This is a genomic window from Cohaesibacter gelatinilyticus (genome assembly GCF_900215605.1).
In the GTDB taxonomy this organism is placed as follows: domain Bacteria; phylum Pseudomonadota; class Alphaproteobacteria; order Rhizobiales; family Cohaesibacteraceae; genus Cohaesibacter; species Cohaesibacter gelatinilyticus.
Map to the genome: position 1 here is coordinate 18,244 of NZ_OBEL01000001.1, position 21,031 is coordinate 39,274.

Annotated in this window: 15 protein-coding genes; 11 read left to right on the top strand and 4 right to left on the bottom strand. The window is 50.5% G+C overall.

What is annotated here, in order from left to right; genetic code table 11:
* The first annotated feature begins 146 nt into the window (after positions 1-146).
* The 7 genes from CRO57_RS00075 (at position 147) to CRO57_RS00105 (ending at position 9,057) form a co-directional block, all read left to right on the top strand.
* On the top strand, positions 147-611 hold the full coding sequence (locus CRO57_RS00075; protein WP_097151391.1) for a MerR family transcriptional regulator: 465 nt from the start codon (positions 147-149) through the stop codon (positions 609-611).
* Positions 612-1,189: 578 nt separating this feature from the next.
* A complete protein-coding gene (locus CRO57_RS00080) occupies positions 1,190-2,977 on the top strand; it encodes an acyl-CoA dehydrogenase C-terminal domain-containing protein (RefSeq protein WP_097151392.1) in 1,788 nt (595 codons plus the stop codon).
* Positions 2,978-3,060: 83 nt separating this feature from the next.
* Complete coding sequence (locus tag CRO57_RS00085; RefSeq protein WP_097151393.1) at positions 3,061-4,269, top strand: acetyl-CoA C-acetyltransferase; 1,209 nt, start codon at positions 3,061-3,063, stop codon at positions 4,267-4,269.
* Between the two features lie 15 nt (positions 4,270-4,284).
* Entirely contained in the window at positions 4,285-6,513 is a 2,229-nt protein-coding gene (locus CRO57_RS00090) for a 3-hydroxyacyl-CoA dehydrogenase NAD-binding domain-containing protein (RefSeq protein ID WP_097151394.1), read from the top strand.
* Positions 6,514-6,973: 460 nt separating this feature from the next.
* Entirely contained in the window at positions 6,974-7,600 is a 627-nt protein-coding gene (locus tag CRO57_RS00095) for a 2-hydroxychromene-2-carboxylate isomerase (protein ID WP_097151395.1), read from the top strand.
* Positions 7,601-7,771: 171 nt separating this feature from the next.
* Entirely contained in the window at positions 7,772-8,371 is a 600-nt protein-coding gene (locus CRO57_RS00100) for an alpha/beta fold hydrolase (RefSeq protein WP_244579977.1), read from the top strand.
* Positions 8,372-8,484: 113 nt separating this feature from the next.
* Positions 8,485-9,057, top strand: coding sequence for a hypothetical protein (locus tag CRO57_RS00105; protein WP_097151396.1), 573 nt, complete (start codon positions 8,485-8,487; stop codon positions 9,055-9,057).
* A 23-nt stretch (positions 9,058-9,080) separates the two neighbouring features.
* On the opposite strand, the gene CRO57_RS00110 is transcribed toward CRO57_RS00105, so the two are convergent.
* Both CRO57_RS00110 and CRO57_RS00115 read right to left on the bottom strand, forming a co-directional pair.
* The gene (locus CRO57_RS00110) at positions 9,081-9,941 is read right to left on the bottom strand and encodes a thioesterase family protein (protein WP_141401139.1); all 861 of its coding nucleotides are present in this window, start codon (positions 9,939-9,941) and stop codon (positions 9,081-9,083) included.
* A gap of 48 nt (positions 9,942-9,989) precedes the next feature.
* Positions 9,990-11,006: an alpha/beta hydrolase gene (locus CRO57_RS00115; RefSeq protein ID WP_097151398.1), complete on the bottom strand. Its 1,017-nt coding sequence runs from the start codon at positions 11,004-11,006 to the stop codon at positions 9,990-9,992.
* Between the two features lie 611 nt (positions 11,007-11,617).
* Between CRO57_RS00115 and CRO57_RS00125 the strand changes: the two genes are divergently transcribed.
* Complete coding sequence (locus tag CRO57_RS00125; RefSeq protein ID WP_244579978.1) at positions 11,618-12,289, top strand: response regulator transcription factor; 672 nt, start codon at positions 11,618-11,620, stop codon at positions 12,287-12,289.
* A gap of 75 nt (positions 12,290-12,364) precedes the next feature.
* On the opposite strand, the gene CRO57_RS00130 is transcribed toward CRO57_RS00125, so the two are convergent.
* Positions 12,365-15,916 carry a hybrid sensor histidine kinase/response regulator gene (locus CRO57_RS00130; protein WP_097151401.1) on the bottom strand — a complete coding sequence of 1,184 codons (3,552 nt, stop codon included), beginning with the start codon at positions 15,914-15,916 and terminating at the stop codon, positions 12,365-12,367.
* A gap of 363 nt (positions 15,917-16,279) precedes the next feature.
* Between CRO57_RS00130 and CRO57_RS00135 the strand changes: the two genes are divergently transcribed.
* The 3 genes from CRO57_RS00135 (at position 16,280) to CRO57_RS00145 (ending at position 19,426) form a co-directional block, all read left to right on the top strand.
* Positions 16,280-17,611 (top strand): two-component system sensor histidine kinase NtrB, encoded by a 1,332-nt coding sequence (locus tag CRO57_RS00135; protein ID WP_170955875.1) that lies wholly within the window; start codon positions 16,280-16,282, stop codon positions 17,609-17,611.
* A gap of 162 nt (positions 17,612-17,773) precedes the next feature.
* Positions 17,774-18,391: a response regulator transcription factor gene (locus CRO57_RS00140; RefSeq protein WP_097151403.1), complete on the top strand. Its 618-nt coding sequence runs from the start codon at positions 17,774-17,776 to the stop codon at positions 18,389-18,391.
* Between the two features lie 309 nt (positions 18,392-18,700).
* Entirely contained in the window at positions 18,701-19,426 is a 726-nt protein-coding gene (locus CRO57_RS00145) for a Crp/Fnr family transcriptional regulator (RefSeq protein WP_210200716.1), read from the top strand.
* Between the two features lie 127 nt (positions 19,427-19,553).
* On the opposite strand, the gene hemN is transcribed toward CRO57_RS00145, so the two are convergent.
* Entirely contained in the window at positions 19,554-20,906 is a 1,353-nt protein-coding gene (hemN, locus tag CRO57_RS00150) for an oxygen-independent coproporphyrinogen III oxidase (RefSeq protein ID WP_097153102.1), read from the bottom strand.
* Between the last annotated feature and the right edge of the window lie 125 nt (positions 20,907-21,031).

Sequence of the window (21,031 nt, forward strand, 5' to 3'; positions counted from 1 at the left end):
GAAAAGCGGCTTAGAATGATGCCTGTGACATGGATCAAAACTTAAGTATGGTATAAGGCCTAGTATGAAAAAGAGCGAGATAGGATGTGGCAAGGTCCTGTCAATCGTCGAGGGCAGGTGTAGTAATAGTTAAGGAGTAACAGCCCGTGAACGAAGGCAAATTGGTTGAAACAGAAGGCGAAGATGTTCTTACAGCATCTACCAGTGATACAGGTCCGCTTTCTTACACAATCGGTGACCTCGCCAAGGAATTCGATGTCACATTGCGAACCTTGCGCTTCTATGAAGACAAGAATCTACTGAATCCTCGCCGTGAGGGTATGACCAGGATTTATTCGCGAAGAGATCGGGCGCGCCTGAAGCTGGTCTTGATGGGAAAGAAGGTTGGTTTCTCGCTAACTGAAATAAAAGATATGTTGGATCTGTATGACCTTCGAGATGGTCAGGTAACGCAGTTGCGGGTTGCTCTCGGCCGTTTTACAGAACAGATCGAGGTTTTGCAGCGCCAGCGTGATGATGTGGATCGGGCGATTGCCGATTTGGAACGCACGGTTGCGGTGGTGTCCGGCATGTTGCGTGAAAAAGAGAAAACAGCAGGATCGGAAGACTGATCTTGCTGATCCGCAAAACTCCGGTACACGATTTCAAACATTTTGCATTTTTGATCTCTTGTTTTAAAGCCCTGCTCCATTCATTGGGGTGGGGGCTTAGGTGTTTTACTTAAGGAGCAAAGGTGTTGGCTGGTGCCAATTCAGCCAAATCGAGTGCATGGTCATCGATCAGTCTTGTGGTTTTTACAGTTAACGGGTTGATCCGTGGTTTCTGAAGATGTTTCCCCAAAATCTTGTATCTGCCTGACTGAGCCAGAAAGTCAAATGCCCCCTACGTCATCTAAAGGAACTCGTACCAAATGACGGTGCGAACACGGCAAAGTTATGGGATTTTAGCCGTCTTTACCTTGTCTCAATCTTTCCGAGCAGATATATAATATCTAACGCTTACGCGAACGTAAGGTGTGATTAAGTGCAGTTTATCTCCGCTAATGTCTGATGAACCGCAATAATGAGAGATCGCAATACAACTTCTCTCTGGACCTCACTCAAAACGAAGCTAAGCTTTGGTTATGCATATTCTGGCTTGCGGTGAATCGAAACTGCATTGACCGGGCTGACAGGAGGAGAAATCGAGGATGCAAGTCTATAAAGCGCCTGTTGAAGAGAGCCTGTTTTTGCTCAAGGACCTGTTTGGTCTGGAGCAATTGACAAGCTTGCCCGGTTACGAAGAAGCAACAGAAGATCTGGTCGAGGCGATTTTGCGTGAAGGGGCAAAATTCTGCGAAGAGGTTCTGACCCCGCTCAACGAACCAGGAGATTCCAAGGGTTGCTCTCGAGCAGATAATGGATCGGTCCTGACCCCTCCAGGTTTCAAAGAAGCTTACCAGACTTATGCGCAAGGCGGATGGATGGGGCTTTCCGGCGACGTGGCTTATGGAGGGCAGGGGATGCCTTCGACCCTGTCGGTAATCATTAATGAATATATGGGGTCAGCCAATCTGTCCTTCTCAATGTATTCCGGTCTGACGCAAGGCGCATTTGCCGCCCTGAGTGTGCATGCCAATGACAAGATCAAGGCGCGCTTCCTGCCCAAAATGATGTCTGGTGAATGGACTGGCACCATGAACCTGACCGAAGCTCATTGCGGTACGGATCTGGGATTGCTGCGCACCAAGGCAGTTCCACAAGATGATGGCTCCTACAAGATTACCGGTACCAAGATCTTCATCTCCGCTGGTGACCATGACATGGCTGAGAATATCATCCATCTGGTCTTGGCCCGCATTGAAGGGGCGCCAGAAGGCACCAAGGGAATTTCGCTCTTTGTTGTGCCGAAGTTCATTCCAGATTCTGACAACAATCCCGATGAGGCGAATAGCCTTGAATGCGGTAAGATTGAAGAGAAAATGGGCATTCATGGCAATGCCACTTGCGTGATGAACTTTGATGGAGCCACTGGTTGGCTGGTTGGTGCAGAAAACCAGGGCCTCAAAGCCATGTTCGTGATGATGAACGAAGCGCGTCTCGGCGTTGCCGTTCAGGGTTTGACCCAGTCTGAAGCGGCCTACCAAAACGCGCGAGACTATGCTCTGGATCGTTTGCAAGGTCGTGCATTGACCGGTGCGAAAAATCCAGATGGTCCGGCAGATCCGCTGATTGTGCACCCCGATGTACGCCGCATGTTGCTGACCATTCGTTCTTTCAATGAAGCTGCCCGCGCCTTTGCGATCTATACCTCCATACAATCTGACATCGCCCACAAGAGTGAAGACGAAAAAGCCCGTCAGGCAGCAGCAGACAAGTTGGCCCTCTTCACGCCAGTTCTGAAAGGTGTACTCACCGATTGCGGGTTTGAAAATGCCGTCTTGGCGCAACAGGTTTTCGGCGGCCATGGCTTCATCGAAGAAACCGGTATCAGCCAATATGTCCGCGATGCCCGCATCACCATGATCTATGAAGGTGCCAATGGCATTCAGGCGCTTGATCTGGTTGGTCGCAAATTGATGGCCAATGGTGGACGTGGCATCATGGGGCTATTCCAGGAGCTGGGCGGTTATATTCAGGAGCGTGCCGAAAAAGAAGATCTGGCTCCGTTCATTCTGCCATTGAAGCGTGGCGCGGAAGATTTGCAAAAGGCCACCATGTGGTTTGGTGAAAATGCCCTTGGCAACCCCGACCATGCGGGTGCTGGTTCGGTCGACTATATGCATCTCTTTGGGCATGTCATGCTCGGCTATATGTGGGCGCAGATGGCAGAAATCGCGTTGACCAACAAAGATGAGAACCGCAAGGATTTCTTTGAAACCAAGCTCACCCTGGCGAGCTTCTTCATGGAACGCGTGATGCCACAAACCACCATGCGCCTGAAACGCATTCAGGCCGGTGCTGATGTGACCATGGCGATGTCCGCCGAAGCCTTCTGATTGCCTGCCTAGGCACTATAGTAGAATACAGCATCCAGCCGATATGCCGGGTGCACTTAGATCAAGATTGACGGAGAACCCATATGGCAGATGCATATATCTATGATCATGTGCGCACCCCGCGCGGGCGTGGCAAGGCTGATGGCAGCCTGCATGAAGTTCCGGCCGTGCAACTGGCGGCAGGAACTCTGAAAGCCATACAGGATCGCAACAATCTGGACACATCCTTGGTCGAGGATATCGTTCTGGGCTGCGTCGATCCAATTGGCGAAGCCGGTGGCGTTATTCCTCGCGCAGCAGCCTTCGCAGCTGATTACGCGCAGAGTGTTCCGGGTATGCAGATCAATCGCTTTTGTGCCTCTGGACTTGATGCCGTCAACATGGCAGCCAGCCAGGTAATGGCTGGCGCTCACGATATGACCATCGGCGGCGGGGTCGAAGCCATGTCCCGTCTTGGCCTTGGCTCATCCGGAGGCTCCTGGTTCATGGATCCTGGCGTCAACGTACCATCATACTTCATGCCTCAAGGCGTCTCTGCCGATTTGATCGCCACCAAATATGGGTTCAACCGTGATGAGGTTGATAGTCTGGCGGCGGAAAGTCAGAAGCGTGCGGCAAATGCTTGGGACAAGGGCTATTTCGATAACGCTGTTGTCCCGGTGAAGGATATCAATGGCGCGCTGGTCCTCGACAAAGATGAGCATATGCGCCCAGGGACTTCCAAGGAAGATCTGGCCGACCTCAATCCAAGTTTTGGCATGATCGGCGAGATGGGCGGCTTCAATGCTGTTGCATTGGATCGCTATCCGGAGTTGGAGCGGATTGATCATGTGCATCATGCAGGCAATTCATCCGGCATTGTCGACGGCGCTGCTGCTGTTCTCATTGGCAACAAGCGTGGCGGCAAGAATGCCGGGCTCAAACCTCGTGCAAAAATCCGTGCCTTTGCCAATATCGGTTCCGAGCCAGCTTTGATGCTGACCGGACCCTGTGATGTGACCGATAAGCTTTTCAAACGCGCCCGTATGTCGATGGATGACATTGATCTGGTCGAGATCAACGAAGCCTTTGCATCTGTTGTGCTGCGTTATCAGCAATATTTCGATCTTGATCCAGCCAAGGTCAATGTCAACGGCGGTGCTATCGCCATGGGTCACCCATTGGGTGCCACTGGGGCAATGATCCTTGGCACGGTACTGGATGAATTGGAACGCCGAGATTTGAACACCGCTCTCGTGACCCTCTGCATCGGGGCTGGCATGGGCACCGCAACCATCATCGAACGCGTGTAAGAGGAGGAACGAGATATGACTGATTACACCAATTTCTCCATCGCGATTGATGATGATGCTATCGCCCTTGTTACTTGGGATATGCCCGATCGTTCCATGAATGTCTTCACCGTTGAAGTGATTCAGGAACTGGACAAACTGATTGATGATGTCACCGCGAACGATGCCATCAAAGGCGTGGTTTTCACTTCCGGCAAAAGTCAGTTTTCCGGCGGAGCCGATCTGACCATGTTGGAAGGTCTGCTCAAGCAATATCATGTCGAGAAAGCCAAATCCGACGAGACGACTGCGGCAACCAACCTGTTCGAAGAAAGCCGCAAACTGACCCTCGTCTTCCGCAAGCTGGAAACATCCGGTAAGCCTTGGGTCTCGGCTATCAATGGAATTTGTGCTGGTGGAGCTTGCGAATTATCGCTCGCCTGTCATGGTCGTGTGATGACTGATAAGGACAGTGCCAAATTCGGCCTTCCAGAAGTCAAGGTTGGCCTCTTCCCGGGGGCTGGTGGGACCACCCGCATCTTGCGCATGATGGATACGCAAGCTGGCCTGCAGTTTCTGATGAAGGGCTCCATGCTGAACGGCAAACGGGCTTTGGCTGCCAAGATTGTCGATAAGGTTGCTCCAAATCATCGTCTGGTGCCTGAAGCCAAGAAGATGATCAAGGAAGGCCTGTCTGCAATCAAGCCTTGGGATCAGAAAGGTTTCAAGCTGCCGTCAGGCCGTGTTTACTCTCCTGCTGGTTTCCAGATGTGGCCAGCGGTCGGTGCTATCTATCGTCGTGAAACCCACGATAATTACCCAGCCATTCGCTATATGGTACGCGCTGCCTATGAAGGTTTGTTGCTTGGTTTCGATGATGCACTGAAAGTGGAAAGCCGCTATTTCGCCAAGGTGATGGCGACGCCTGAAGCAGGCAATATGATCCGCTCGCTCTTCATCAATATGCAGGATCTCGGCAAAGGCGCGCGGCGTCCGGCTTCTGTCGGCGACCAACGCCTGAAGAAGATCGCAGTGATTGGTGCTGGTTTCATGGGTGCTGGTATCGCTCATGTCTCTGCCAAAGCTGGGTTGGAAGTGGTTCTGGTTGATCGCGATCAGGAAAGCGCTGATAAGGGCAAAGGCCATATTGAAGAGACATTGAAGAAAGCCATTGCCAAGGGTCGTAGCACCAAGAAAAAGGCGGAAAAGCTTCTGTCTCTGGTGACACCAACTGCCGATTATAATGATCTGAAAGGCTGCGATCTGGTGATTGAGGCGGTGTTTGAAAATCCGGCGCTGAAAGCCGAGATCTTCGAGAAAGTGGAAGCCGTGGTCGGTCCGAGCTGCACGATTGCCTCCAATACCTCGACCCTGCCAATCACCGAACTTGCCAAGTCCATCAAAAGCCAGAGCAAGTTCATCGGCATCCATTTCTTCTCACCGGTTGATAGGATGATGCTCGTGGAGATCATCAAAGGCAAACGCACTGGTGAGAAAGCCATCGCCAAGGCGTTGGATTATGTCTCCATGATCAAGAAGACGCCGATCCTCGTCAATGATGGTCGCGGTTTCTATGCCAACCGTTCGGTTCTTGGCTATATCCGAGAAGGCCACCTGATGTTGACCGAAGGTGTACCAGCTCCGATGATCGACAATCTCGCCAAACAGGCAGGCATGCCGGTCGGGCCATTGGCACTGAATGATGAAGTGGCGCTGGAACTGGCCTGGAACATTCTGGACATGACCAAAAAGCAACTGGGTGACAAGGCTGTTGATCTCAATCAGCATGCTCTACTCAAAAAGATGGTTGTCGATGAAGGTCGTCTGGGCCGCAAGAACGGCAAGGGCTTCTACGATTATCAGGGGCGCAACAAGGCGCTGTGGCCGGGTCTGAAAGACATACCAGAGACCATCTTGAACCCCGATAATCTTGACAAAGCCGAACTGAAGGATCGCTTCCTTGTAGCACAAGCTTTGGAAGCTGTACGGGTCTGGGAAGATGGGGTGCTGGAAGATGTGCGCGAAGGCGATGTCGGCTCCATTCTAGGCTTTGGTTTTGCACCTTTCACCGGTGGTGTTTTCTCATATATCGATACCATGGGCACACCAGCATTCCTTGAGAAATGCAAGAAACTGCATCGCAAATATGGTGATCGTTTCAAGCCAACCAAACTGTTGAAAGATATGGCGAAGAACAATGAGACTTTCTATGGACGCTTCCCACCAGAGGGGGGCAAACCGACCAAGCGCGAAGCGGCGGAATAATAGGTTCAGCTACTGTACCAGAAACAAGCCAGCCTTCTTCTGGAGGCTGGTTTTCTCTTGCAAATCACAGCCATGCAAAATCAGCAAGAACAGTCAGGCAGATTTGAACTACACTTCCTACTCTGCGTCCAGATCATCCGCTAGAGTGGACGTTTATCAGGAATCGAGCCGACCTTTCAAAAAGCCTTTCAAGCTGTCATCAAGCAAAATCTGCTGACCACAATAGCCTTGCTGTTGCGCCATCTCGCCTGAAATTTTCATCCGTAATCTGGTTTAAATGACGATTGCTCCGTCTGGTCGGTATCAGACGGAGTTTTCTATTGAAGATACTTTTATTGATGGCTTGCATTTGGGATAGTGCTATTGTGAATAGAATTTAATTGACCTATCGGTATAGAATGTGGATACTTGATTCCAATTTAGCTCCAGCTGTCAAATGACAAGTTGAAAGGGCCTCTGGGTGGATCAAAAACCGCATATTGATTATTACTTTACGACCATTTCCTCTTTTGCCTATTTGGGCCATTGGGCGTTTCAGGAATTGGTCAAGCAAACGGGTTGCACGGTGAGTTATAAACCGGTGCAACTGGGTAAGGTTTTTGCAGCCAGTGGTGGATTGGGTTTTGGGGATCGCCATCCAGCTCGGCTGAGAACACGAAAGCTGGAATTGCAGCGCTGGAGTGCCAAACGCGGTCTGGATATGAACCTGGACCCGAAATACTTCCCGACCAATCCGGCATTGGCTGACTGTGCAGTCATTGTTCTGCAAAATAGAGGCATTGATCCTGCACCCTTCATGGGTGAAGTCATGCGCTGCGTCTGGGTGAAGGAGCAAGATATCGCTCAATCTGACACTGTGGCACATGCGCTTGCGGATTGTGGATTGGATGCTGCTTCAGTGCTCAGTGATTCCGGACAGCAGGAAATACTGGATCTCTATGAAACAAATACCACGGATGGTATCGATCTCGATATCATTGGATCACCATCCCCTGTTTATCAGGGAGAAGCGTTTTGGGGGCAGGACAGGTTCGAGTTGCTGCGAGATGCAATAACCTCCGGTCGGCCACCATACGAAGCGGGCTAACAGTCCCTGCCAAGAATAATAATAACCAGCCAGCCGCTTACTCCCCACCCAAGCGGCCAAATAGCAGCCCTGAAGTCAGGGCTGCTTTTTTATGCTCCGTTGCAAAATTTAGGGGACTTTACGATAGAGTTGGATCTCGCCAAACTGTCATCAACAAGATGATGAGGACATATGATGGTGAAGACACTGTATTTGCCCGGAGCGGTCGGAAATGCGCAATTCTGGCACCCAGTCGCAGAGCGATTGGGTGGAGATTATGAGCTGATTTCCTGGCCTGGTCTGGGAGAGGAACCGGCGTGTGAGCATATCAACTCCATTGATGATCTGGTTGATATGGTTTGTGAGAAGATTTCCGAACCTGTCAATCTGGTGGCTCAATCCATGGGAGGCTATGTCGCAATCAAAACGGCATTGCGGCATTCCGATAAAATTCAGAAGCTGGTGTTGACCGTGGCATCAGGGGGAGTGGAAGTTGCGGATCTTGGCGGCTCGAATTGGCGTGGGGACTATCGAGAAGCCTTTCCAAAGGCGGCCAGATGGATAGAGGAGCCAACCCTGGATCTAAGCGATGCAATCCGGCAACTTACCATCCCGGCATTGCTTATATGGGGGGATCAGGACCCGATCAGTCCAGTAGCAGTAGGTGAGCGCCTGAATAAACTGCTACCCAACAGTCATCTTGAAATCATCGCTGGTGGAGATCATGATCTAGCCAAATTCCATGATAAAACTGTCGCTGCGCTCATCAAGGATCATCTCAATAAAACATAGAGCCAATCTCGTGTCACCCTGCCATAGTCTTGGCGCATAGCCTTGCTAGACCATGGTGCGAATCGAGCGTCCTAACTAATCCATTATCAGCCGTCCTTCGAGGGAGAGTTGACATGTCCTATCCTGTTGCAACGCTATTGAGCCTGACATTCTTGGCAACCAGTGCCGGGGTAACATCATCCTTGGCTGTTTCCAACGATGATGAAGCCAGTCAGCGCTACAGCTTTCAAACGATTGCGGGCGGAACCTTGCGTATGGACCGCCAGAGCGGGATTGTTGAATTGTGTGACAAGCAGGGGGCTGATTGGGTTTGCAGTGACTTGAAGGAGTTGCAGAATGCACAGGATCAGCAGGCAGCTTTATTGGATGAAATTACACGTCTGGCCAATCTTAATGCGATGCAGAGCAAGCAAATGCAGGATTTGCGTCAGCAGCTGGATAGTCTTTCGCAGCGCTTGGCAAAGTTGGAATCACACCCATCTGATGAGGCCATGCAGCCCAAAAGCCCGAATGCGCAACAACTGCCGAAAACTCCGGTGCCTGTTGAACCAGACAAGGGTTTGACCGAGCAGGATGAAGAGGGCGCCCATTTTGAAGAGTTTCTGGATCGCAGTGAGCGTTTGTTCCGCCACTTCTTTGGTTTGGTAAAGGAGTTCAAGCGTGATCTGGCAGACGAGCGAGCCTGAGAACCTCTTACGTAGCTTTGGACCTATATTTCGATTTTTGAGCTGGACAGTGCGCGGATTGCTTCTTGAGCAAAGTCTGGAATTGCCTCCGATTTGCGGGTGGTATGATTAAGGATCATGGCCGTTGCTTCATTCACGGCGCAAAGTTTGCCGGTTTTGAGATTGAAAATATCATAGCGCTTGGAAAAGCTCTTCGAGCGGGACGCAATGAAGCTGGTACGCAATTCAAAGATATCCCCCAGTCTCAATGGCTCAAACACACTGAGGCGCATTTCTACTGCAACCCGGCCAAATCCGCGCTCACCGAGCCAACCGCCAGACAGACCGACCAGCTCCCAGGCATGGGACGCTGCATCCGAGACGCAGGAAATATAGGCTTGGTCCCTTGCCACGCCATCTTTGCCACAATGCTCTGCTCGCACCACGCCGCGTGAGGTAACCGGGAAGCCTTGAGCCTCGCGCACTTGGCGGGTGATATCTGTATCTTCCAAGGAATGCAGAAGAGAGCGGCTCACTGCTCTTGGATCAAGAGGTTCGGTAACATCAGAGAATTCGCCGATAGCCTGCTCAGAGTAATAGTCAATTGCCGTGGCTGCCAGTCGTCCGCTGTGGGTTTCAAGCATGATATGTTGCAAGACGGTCCCGCTGTCATCGCTGGAGACAAACGAAGACTGAATGGCCACCTGTTCTCCACCTCGTAATTCTGCGTGATAGCGAACATGACGACGCGCACGCGGGCTGAGCTGCTCGTCCAATCCAATCAATGTCTGAAAAACCAAGGCCGCATCATCAAATTTTGAATAATAGAATTGCACATTCATGTGGTCATTTTCATCACATTCCCAGGTATTGACGAAGGTCTGTAATGTTCGAAGAGCGGGCATGATTGGTCCTATTGTCTATAAATGATTGTATCGGCCTATTGGGGCTTGTTATGAGTTTTCTGATTGGGCTGAATCAAAGCATTGTTTTAGAAAATCTTCGCAATGGCGAAGCGCTTTGCGTCCCATCTCGATGTCGAAAAGCGGAAAGACATGACAGCCGCCTGGATAGAGTGCCAATTGGTTCGGGCTGGTTACAGTCTCCAATCGCTCATGAAGGAACAAACTGTCATCGAGCAACAGATCCTGGGTTCCCGCGGTGATCAGGCAAGGAGGAAGATGTGTAAGATCGCCATAAAGCGGTGAAATATCCGACTGGTACCAATCCATCTTGGCGGCATCGCCAGATAGATAGCGTTGCCTGAACTGGCCGATATCATCACTGTTTAAGACCAGCTTTTCCTCACCCCAATTGCGGACAGATGGTGTCAGAGTCAAATCATAAACGCCACATACCAGATTGGCTCCACAAAAAGCATGGTTAAGATCTCTGGCCTTCAGTCTCAATAGCGTACAAAGCGAAAGATGAGCCCCGGCACTTTCGCCGCCAATTGCAAAACGAGTAATGCCATAACGCTCAGCACCTTCATTTAGGAACCAACGAGCTGCTGCTTCACAATCATCTTGCGCAGCGGGGTATGGATGTTCTGGAGCAAGGCGATAATCGACAGAAATGCAAAGGCATGAACAGGCATTTGCAATCTCTTGTAGCATTGGATCTTGCATGTCGGCAGCACCGAAGGTCCAGCCACCACCATGAATGTGTAAATAAGCGCTATCAACCTTTCGTCCATCTGACGGAAAGATAAGCCTCAGTGGAACGGGTGTTGTCGTGTCTTCGATAGTTAAGTTTTCGGCATGAGGAGAGTGCGGTTCAACAGGGAAAACACCTGCGCCATTTCTTCTTGCTTCCCGAATTTGGGGTTCAGTGAATTTCCAGATCCAGGGACCATTGCTGAGGGTCCCGATGATCCAGTCGTTCAGACGTATGACGTCTTCTTCAACAGGTGTTCGGGCTGCCAAAACCGCACCGGTATCGTAAGGAGATGGAGGAAAATTGAAAGACATGAAGCGCTCTCGATTGTGTTGTGAAAGGCAACCTAGCGCAAGGACGGAAAACCAACAAGTGTTCGTATAATTCTTATCTCATGTGAAGAAAAGATACTGGACCAGCAGGCCGATTTTCAATGTTTGAGGCGTATCAGACTTTAGGATTAAGCTCGGATTCAGTTGAGAGATAGCAGTTTGAAAGACAAAAATGCCCAGAATGGCGTGTTTTTCTCCCCATGAGTTGGAGAATATTGAGAAAACGCAAGGACTTTCTTTGGATACAGGGCTAACTTGATGCTTGGAACTTGCCAATTGCTCGCTGACATTCCATAGTTCAAAAGAATGAATATATGCTGATTTGTGTGGTGGAGTGCTTGGCCGGGGCCGCGCCATGTCAAGGAATTTCAACGCCTTAGGGTTTGCAATTCATAACCCTCTGTTATAGTGCATATCCTGAGGGCAGGGCTGACCGGGTATGGTCTTGGTTTTCAAGACGGGTTGGTTACATCTTTTATGCGTGAGGCGAGCTGCAGAATTTGGCAGGTCTGTAAGAAGCTGTTTCACGAATTTTGCGAGCAGGCAAGATCATGATCGTGCCTGCTCCGGCAGCTGTTGGGGGAGGACCGAGAGTGCAACAGGCGTCTCTGAATATTATCATCGCCGATGACCATCCATTATTTCGTGGTGCTTTGCGCCAGACTTTGGAAACAATTTTCGAACAGATCGCTATCCATGAGGCCGGTACACTGGAAGAAGTCGGTGGCAAGCTGGAAATTTCTGACGATGTGGATCTGGTTCTGCTGGATCTCTCCATGCCCGGTGTTCGGGGCTTCTCCGGATTGCTGTATTTACGCGCTCAATATCCTTCCATCCCGGTGGTGATTGTTTCTGCCAGTGAGGATGTACCAACCATTCGTCGCTGTATGGAATTTGGCGCCTCCGGCTTCATTCCAAAATCTCTGTCCATTGAAGCAATCGCGCAAGGTATTCGTGCAGTTTTGAACGGCGAAACATGGGTACCAGAGACCATTGATCTGAATTCACCTTATTCGGATGAGATCACCGATCTGGTAGAGCGTCTCAACACGCTTACACCTCAACAGGTGCGTGTATTGATGATGCTGTCTGAGGGCCTGCTCAACAAGCAGATCGCCTATGAGTTGAGTGTCTCCGAAGCAACGGTAAAGGCACATGTTTCAGCGATCTTGCAAAAGCTCAATGTCGATAGCCGTACGCAAGCTGTGATTGCTGCGGCAAAGATCGAAGCCGGGCAGTGGCAATCCGTTATGTCAACATCATGATCAGGACATAAGCTGGAGTTTTGAAACCCGTTGGCATCACCGACGGGTTTCTTTTTGCCCATGGAAGTGTGGATCTTATTCATCCAATGCTTCAGTTGCTTTTTCACGTTTTACCAAGCTATGCCATTGGTTCAAGAGCGCACGCAATTGAGCTGGTTTCACCGGCTTGTTAAGAACTTGCATGTCCTTGGAGCGAGCTTCATCACGAACATCTGCGGTGCGGTCAGCCGTAATCAGGCTGGCTGGCAAATCCTTACCCAGCTTCCAACGCAGTTTGACGCACAGTTCTGTGCCCAACATCTCATCCAGATGATAATCCACGAGCAATCCGTCAGGTTTATGCTCCGCCTGTGCTACCAGTTTTTCGGCATCGGGAAGGTTGCCAGCTGTGATGACATGGCAACCCCAACCTTCCAGCATGGCACGCATACCCTCCAGAATGACAGGCTCGTTGTCAACGCAAAGCAGACTGAGGCCGCTGAGCGGTTGATTGCCCAGGGCTTTGGGGGCTTCAAGGCGCCGCGCGCTATGAAGAAGACGAAAAGCAGGAATCGTTACAAAGAATGCGGAGCCTTTGTTAGGCTCGGAGCGCAATTCGATGGGATGTTCCAGAACACGGGAAATGCGATCTACGATAGACAAGCCAAGGCCCAGGCCAGCAGCGACTCTTGCTCCCTCGTCCAGACGCTGGAATTCCTGAAAAATTTCACTTTGCTTGGCTTCGGGAATACCAAGGCCGGTGTCATAGACACGTACTTCAATGGCGCCTTCCTTGCGACGGCATCCCACCACCACACGGCCCTCTGGGGTGTATTTGATGGCATTGGATATGAGATTTTGAAGGAGGCGGCGCAGCAAGTGCTTGTCGGATCTGACGTGAAGCCCGCAAGACAGGATTCGCAGATCAAGCCCTTTTTCTTCCGCCTGATGTTTGAAATCAATGCGGAAGCGATCCAGCAATTCATCAATCGGGAAGGCAGAGAGCTGGGCTTTCATGGCACCGGAATCAAGACGTGCGATATCAAGCAAGGCTCCCAGAATATCCTCCACTGCTTCCATGGAGCTGTCGATATGTCTGGCCATCTGAGCTTCGTCCGGTTTTTTCAGATCGGGGTCCAGTCGATTAACCAGAGCTGTCGTGTAGAGCCTTGCAGCATTCAATGGCTGCATGATGTCATGACCGGCTGCCGCCAAAAAGCGTGTCTTGGAGATATTGGCTTCTTCCGCTTCCTGTTTGGCAGTACGAAGCGCATCATTCACATGCATCAATTCGCGTGTCCGGTCCTTGACCCGTCGTTCAAGTGTCTCATTGGCTCGCTCCAATGCTTTCTCCGCACGAACCCGCTCAGACACATCAGTAAAGGTGATAACAATGCCTCCTTCTGGCATGGCATTGGAGCGAATATCCAACGTCAGACCGGAAAGCTTCATACTCTCCTGATAGGTTGCCAATTGCACAGCCAAAAGATCAATTCGTTGATTGACCAATTGGTCTCGAGGGCCATCTCCCAATTCGCCCTGTTCAGCAATGTAATGCAAAATGGATAGGAGTGGAGTACCGACCTGACCGAATTCTGGTGGGATATTGAGAAGATCCCGGAAAGGGCGATTCCAAAGGGTCAGGCGCAAATCATTATCGAACACCGCGATGCCTTGCCGAACATGATTGAGTGCAGTTTGCAACAGATCACGATTGTATTGCAGAGCTTCGGATGCATCATCCAGAAGCTTCATTGTTCCTTTGGGGGCGGTTTCTCGACGTTTGAGCAACAGGCTCATCAGAAGTCGCGAGGAGGCGGATCCAATGGCCGAAGCAAGCAATTGCTCTGCAAAACGCAGGAAATGAGGATCAACCTCCATATCTCGCTCATAGACCATATCCCGCTGTTGGGCATGAGCACGGAAAGAGCGCTCGGTTCGTTCGGCACCCAGATAACGCGCGACCATATCTTCCAGGTCTCCGACGCGAATGGTGCTGCGCCATAGGCGAAGAGCAGGAGGGGAGCGCAATTCATCCGGTACAAAGACATTGGCTTGCAATCGCTCGATCGGGCGAGGGGAACGAGACACGGAGCCGGCAGAATAAGCAATTACATTGAATAAAAGGCTCCAGAAAACACCGTGAACAAGCGGTGGCATATCTGTGCCGAACAGGGATTGTGGAGAGAGGAAATCCAGATGAAATGGGCCATCAGCCAAAAACCCCGCTGGCAACAGGCCGGATTGCGCGAACATTGGCAGCAGAAGTGTATAGCTCCAGACAAAGAAGCCCACGGAAAGACCCGCAATGGCACCACGTGCCGTTGCTCGTTTCCAGATCAGACCACCCAACAAGGCAGGCATGAATTGTGCCATTGCAGCAAAGGCCAAAAGTCCGATCTGGGCAAGGGCGGTATTATTGACCGCTGTTCGATAAAAGGCATAGGCGAGGGTGAAAACCAGCAGGATGGAAAGGCGCCTGACATTCAAAAGCAGTCGGCCCATATCTGGCGCGTCAATGGCATTGTCGGCATGTCGGCGTAAAATGAGCGGGATCACGATATCATTTGATATCATGATTGCCAAAGCGACCGAGGAGACAATGACCATTGCAGTGGCGGCTGATAGTCCACCAATGAAGGCAATCAATGTGACCAGGTCGGCTCCCGCTGCCATGGGCAATGTCAAAACATAGCTGTCAGGGTCTATCACGTCACCAAAACGGATATTCCCTGCAAGAGCAATGGGAATGACAAAAAGGTTGATACCGATCAGATAGAGCGGAAACATCCAGGTTGCGCGTTTAAGGGATTGTTCGGACGTGTTCTCGACGACTGCGACATGGAATTGTCGTGGCAGCAAAAGGGCAGCCCCGGCGGAAAGCAGGATCAAAACCATCCAATTGATGGCATCAGGTCCACCATTTGGCCCCAGAATGGAAAGGTTTGCTTCCGCAGCCTGTGCCAAAAGATCGCGAGGTCCGTCAAAGATCGAGAAAGTAACGAACAGGCCAACCACTATGAAGGCGATCAGCTTGATGATCGACTCGGTCGCTATTGCCAGGATGAGGCCGCCTTGATGTTCGGTGGCATCTGCATGGCGTGTGCCAAACAGAATGGCGAAAACTGCCATGGCTATGGCGACAAAGAAAGCAATATCAGCAAGCACCGGCAATTGACCGTCGACGAATTTGATATGCATATGCGCCATCATGGTTGCAACCGATGTTGCCACCGCTTTCAGTTGCAAGGCGATATAGGGCATCGTGCCGACAACGGCGATCAATGTGGCGACGGCAGCAACTGCCTGACTTTTGCCATAACGCGCACCAATAAAGTCGGCAATGGATGTAATGCGTTCTGCTTTTGATAGCCGAATGATGCGGCGGACCAATGGGTATCCAAGCGTGAAGACTATGATTGGGCCTACATAAACTGTCAGGAAATCAAGACCGGAAGATTTCGCCAGTCCAACCGATCCGAAGAAGGTCCAGGATGTGCAATAAACTGCAAGTGAAAGAGCATACAGATTGGGGTTGCGTTTATTGGGTGCCTGCACACGTGCACGATGGTCGCCATAGGATGCAATTACGAATAACAAGCCGATATAAATCAGGGTCGTGACAACAACCATCCAACCTTGCAGCATGCACTCTTTCCTTGTTTGAACCGGTATGTGACGGCATTCGGACATAAGCTTATGATTCTATAGCATAGCATTTAACAGAGCTGCATTTTTTCCACGCCAACTGGTCGATAGACCAATCGCAAAGTCTTGAAATCCGCCAAAATCACTAGCCTGATCCGCTCGCTTTCCCTCCCAGCTTTGCGTTTGGTCAAAGCGTTCGGAGACAAGGCTGGCTATTCTGCGTGAAAAATTGGCTGTTTCCTGCGTCTTCTCAGCTTGTGAGGACGTTGTATGGCAATCAGCTGAAGAGAAAAAATCTGTCGTATCTTGTCTCCACATGATGTTGAAAACGGGATGACAGGACAAACAAGAGACCGGGCGAGCATGACTGAGACTGGCTCCAAAGAACAAATGCATGGGCATCGTGGCCATCCGTCTATGGGTAGTGGGGAACCCAGAGAATTCCGTCCTCTTAAGAATATCGATGTGCGGCTTATGTCCTTGTTGGATATGGCAGCCGATTCCATCGTTTTGATGGATGCACAATCCCGCATTCTGCTCTACAACAAAGCCAGTGAAGCCCTGTTTGGTTTTACAGCAGAAGAAGTTATCGGGAAGAGTGTCAATATCCTGATGCCTCCCAAATACTCTCGCCATCATGATGCCTATGTCGACACCTATTTGGAAACGGGACGGCATTCCATCATTGGCATTGGACGTGAAGTACAGGGTCGCCACAAAGATGGAACGGTATTTCCTTTCGATCTGTCCGTTGGAGTGGCGCAGACCGAAGACGGGCCGCAATTCATAGGTGTCATGCGGGATTTGAGAGAACGCAAGCAGGCGGAAGGACGTCTGCGCGATCTCCAGGCCGAATTGAACCAGATGACCCGTATTAATGCGATGGATGAAATGGGGGCGACTGTCGCCCATGAACTGAACCAGCCTTTGACGGCCATCATCCTTTATCTGCAGGCGATTGAACGTAAACTCATAAGCAGCCAGAAGAAGTCCGAAGACAGTCTGGATGCTGAGGATATTGAAAAACTGGTTGATCTATCCCGCAGAGCTATTCAGGAAGCTCAGCGAACGTCATCATTGTTGCAACGCATACGCTCCATCATTGAGAAGGAAGAGCCTGAACGGATTTTATGCGATATGGCAGCAATCATTGAGCGCGCCAAAAAATTGGCTCAGGTCGGTTTTGCGGTTTCAGATGTTGAAATCAAGGTTCAGTGCCAAGAGGTCTTGCCTCAAGTGCTGGTTGATCCGGTACAGATCGAACAGGTTTTCCTCAATCTGTTCCGAAATGCATTCCAAGCCATGCGCACGCAGGAATATCGATCCATTCACATAGACCTCTTGTTGAATCAAGCAAGTAGGGAAAGAAACTCCAAGCTCCAAATTCGTTTTACCGATAATGGCCCTGGCATCAAACCGGAACAGCGTGACTGTCTCTTCAGAGCGTTCTCAACTGCGCGACGGAATGGAATGGGATTGGGCTTGGCCATTGCTCGCTCGATCGTTCAGAATCATGGCGGTAGCCTCGAACTCGCTCCCTATGATCCTCAAACCGCCGGTGCCTGTTTTGTCTTGTCTTTGCCTGTTGCTTTGGACCCGCCCGAGACCCGGATCGGGAAACAAAAGGATGAAACAGGGCAACCTCTCTCCAATCTTTTGATCAAGCGCAAGACAGACGGGGGAGAGAATGTCTAGGAATTTGATAATTGAACCCCCAGTCTTATCAGGACTGGCTTGCTTAGCCACTGTTGCCAGAAAGCGAAACTGGCGCGCTCCAACAGGCCATGCCACCATGCGGGCTGGCAGCTGAAGTTGCCAACGGCCTGTTCGTCTGGCGCTTTCCATAAGGAATAAACAATGACAACAAGTCTTCACCCAACGATCCATATCGTCGACGATGACCCTGCAGTTCGTGACGCTTTATCTGTCTTGTTTGAACTGGAAGGTTATCAGGTTGAAACCTTTGCCGACGGCGATGATTTTCTGGCCAGGTTAAAAGATATCTGCCCGTCTGCTGTTTTGCTTGATGTGCATATGCCGGGCCGTTCTGGTCTGCAGGTTCTGGAAGAAATGTCAGCTCGCCATTGCGGAGCACCTGTGCTTATCATTTCTGGCCAGGGCGATATTCCTATGGCCGTATCCGCTATCAAACAAGGTGCACATGACTTCATTGAAAAACCTTTTGATGGAACCGCTGTGGTTGAACGGATTGAGGCAATCATCGAAGCGGCCCATAAGGGGCTCAAGGAAGGTGAGAATAATCTCATCAACTGGACCTTCCCCGGTGCTGACAGCTTAACCCCGCGTGAGCGCGATGTTCTGCTGCAAATCACCCAAGGGGCATCAAACAAGGAAGCAGGGCAGAGCCTTGCCATTTCTCCTCGCACCATTGAAGTGCACCGTGCTCGTATCATGGAGAAACTGAAGGCCCGCAATACCGCAGATCTGGTGCGCATTGTTCTCACCGGCCATTAGATTTCAGATCGCCAATGGCTTTGCACCTTGCTGGTGTCTATCAAACCGGTGGAATCCTTTCCGCCAAAAGATCAAGAGGTTGGTTCGATCCGGGCCAACCTCTTTTGAATTGCGAAAAAATTGCCTGCTTCCTACTACTTTTTTCGAATTTACCACTTTTCGATTACACCCTTCGTAAAAATACGTGCTATAGCTATTCTTACAAGATGCAGATTGCGATAGATTAAGTGATGTCGTATAGGTGCATCAGATATCTCCGTAACACAAAGGTCAGTTCAGCTGGTGCTGGATGGATCTGGAAAGAGGGATATGTCACAAGAGCGCGTATTTTCAGTTGTGGACCCCTATATGCAGCCCAATGCAAGAACAATGCAGACTTCTGAAAGTGCTTCGGCTGAAGCCAGAAATGGTATGTCTCGTCAGTTTTCTCGACATAAGCAGTTTCCGGCCCACGGAGTAATCTTTTTCGAAGGAGATCCGGCGAGCAATATCTACGAAGTCGCTTCTGGTTCTGTCATGCTCTACAAGCTGCTTCCCGATGGGCGTCGCCAAGTGGTTGAAATCCTCGGGCCTGGCGATTTGTTCGGTGTTCCCGCCGGCGAAGTCTATGATGTATCAGCAGAAACTCTAACGGAAACCCTTGTGCATCTGATGACGCGCAAGGAGGCTGAAAATTCGGACTCCATGCAAGAGCATATGAAAAAGTGCCTCGTATCTCAGGTGCAGAACCTTCATGAGCATGCCGTACTTTTGGGGCGTAAATCTGCTCACGAACGTGTTGCATCCTTCCTGATGCGCTTTGTTCCAAGCCGGGGTGATTTCACCTGTATTGGCCCTCAGGACGATGTAGATGAGTCTGTAGTAACCCTTAATATGACACGTCAGGAGATTGCGGATTTCCTGGGCCTGACCATCGAGACCGTCAGCCGCGTTCTTTCTGACATGAAGCGCCGCAAGGTCATTACTATGGAGAAACAGGACCGTATCCGTGTGATGAATGTGTGTGGGCTTTGCCATTTGACAGGTAAATATTGATATAGATATTTATACGTATTTTTATTGGGATATCCACACGGATAGCGTTCAGAATAGTCCAAAATAAAACCCGCAAAATGCGGGTTTTTGTGTTTCTTGAACCAGTCTACAGCAGGTTTGTCTCCGATCAGACTGCGACGGAATGGCGACCTTTGCCTTTATGTAGATAGGCATCAAAGGCAGCTGCAACCAGACGAACCAATGGTCGTCCTTCATGGGTCACTTCGACAATGTCACCATTGCGCTTTGCGACCCCGTCTTCGATCAATTCGTCAAGATAACTGTATGAACTGGCGCGGATGGCTTCCAGATTGACATTGAAGTCCTTGGCAACAGCTGCGATATCGACTGTATAAGCGGTCATGATGGACATGATGATTGCGGCGCGTGCACGGTCATCTGAATCCATGGCAAGTCCGCGAGCTATGGGGAGTTCTCCGCTTTCAACAGAACGTACCCAGCCACCAAAATCAGGACTGTTCTGAATATAGCCTTGCGGCATCTTGCCAATGGAAGAAGCGCCAAGACCGATCAGGATTTCGGCTTCATCGGTGGTATAACCTTGAAAATTGCGTCGCATGGAACCTTCGCGAGCGGCAATAGCCAAAGGATCGTCGGATTTTGCAAAGTGATCGAGACCAATCTTCTCAAAACCATAGTCTGCCAGTGCCTGACAGGCGTCATCAAACAAGGCAATCCGTTCTTCTGCGTTTGGCAGCAACTCCTCTTTGATCAGTCGCTGATGTTTCTTCATCCATGGCACATGAGCATAGCCGAACAGAGCAAGGCGTGTCGGATTGAGGCTTGCGGTCAGATCAACAGAATTGCGAATGGTTTCGCGGGTCTGATGGGGTAACCCATACATCAGGTCCAGATTGATTTCCTCAATGCCAACGGCGCGTAAGGCTTCAACAGATGCTTTGACAATCTCATATGGTTGCACGCGACCAACGGCTTCCTGCACTTTGAGATCAAAATCCTGCACACCAAGACTGGTGCGATTAATGCCAGCGAGCCGTAAGGTCTCTGCCAGCTCTGGTGTCACCGTGCGTGGATCGAGCTCAATGGCATGTTCCATGTCATCCGTGAAAGTGAAATGCGTTTTCACAGCCTCTACAACCCGCAAAAAAGCGTCACGTGGCAGAATGGAAGGTGTACCGCCACCCCAGTGGATATGAGAGACAGGCTGTTGCTTGGGTAGTTTTGACGCAACAAGCTCCACTTCGCGAACCAGCATATCCGCGTAATCCTGAAGTGGCTTTTCTTTTTGCGTGATCTTGGTATAGCAACCGCAATAATGGCACATGGACTGGCAGAAAGGGACATGCAGATACAATGAGATCGGCACTGATGGGTCCACACTTTTTAGCCATTCAGCATAGATGTCTCGTCCAAAGTCGGCGTCAAAATGCGGAGCAGTGGGATACGAGGTGTAACGCGGCACAGCACGCGTTGCATATTTCAAGGTCACGTTGGTCATGGCTGCATTTAGCTCCCCAGCACCAAAAACGGCTTTGACTTCAGTCAAACCTTACCGATTTGTCATATGGAACAGTGCGTATATATCGCTTTCATGCCACCGATTTCCAACGCAAGACCAATCAA

What these genes read in the sequence shown, in the direction of transcription:
- CRO57_RS00080 (WP_097151392.1), top strand. Translation starts at nt 1,190, where the DNA reads ATGCAAGTCTATAAAGCGCCTGTTGAAGAGAGCCTGTTTTTGCTCAAG.
- CRO57_RS00085 (WP_097151393.1), top strand. Translation starts at nt 3,061, where the DNA reads ATGGCAGATGCATATATCTATGATCATGTGCGCACCCCGCGCGGGCGT.
- CRO57_RS00090 (WP_097151394.1), top strand. Translation starts at nt 4,285, where the DNA reads ATGACTGATTACACCAATTTCTCCATCGCGATTGATGATGATGCTATC.
- CRO57_RS00100 (WP_244579977.1), top strand. Translation starts at nt 7,772, where the DNA reads ATGATGGTGAAGACACTGTATTTGCCCGGAGCGGTCGGAAATGCGCAA.
- CRO57_RS00105 (WP_097151396.1), top strand. Translation starts at nt 8,485, where the DNA reads ATGTCCTATCCTGTTGCAACGCTATTGAGCCTGACATTCTTGGCAACC.
- CRO57_RS00110 (WP_141401139.1), bottom strand. Translation starts at nt 9,941, where the DNA reads ATGCCCGCTCTTCGAACATTACAGACCTTCGTCAATACCTGGGAATGT.
- CRO57_RS00115 (WP_097151398.1), bottom strand. Translation starts at nt 11,006, where the DNA reads ATGTCTTTCAATTTTCCTCCATCTCCTTACGATACCGGTGCGGTTTTG.
- CRO57_RS00130 (WP_097151401.1), bottom strand. Translation starts at nt 15,916, where the DNA reads ATGCTGCAAGGTTGGATGGTTGTTGTCACGACCCTGATTTATATCGGC.
- CRO57_RS00135 (WP_170955875.1), top strand. Translation starts at nt 16,280, where the DNA reads ATGACTGAGACTGGCTCCAAAGAACAAATGCATGGGCATCGTGGCCAT.
- CRO57_RS00140 (WP_097151403.1), top strand. Translation starts at nt 17,774, where the DNA reads ATGACAACAAGTCTTCACCCAACGATCCATATCGTCGACGATGACCCT.
- CRO57_RS00145 (WP_210200716.1), top strand. Translation starts at nt 18,701, where the DNA reads ATGTCACAAGAGCGCGTATTTTCAGTTGTGGACCCCTATATGCAGCCC.
- hemN (WP_097153102.1), bottom strand. Translation starts at nt 20,906, where the DNA reads ATGACCAACGTGACCTTGAAATATGCAACGCGTGCTGTGCCGCGTTAC.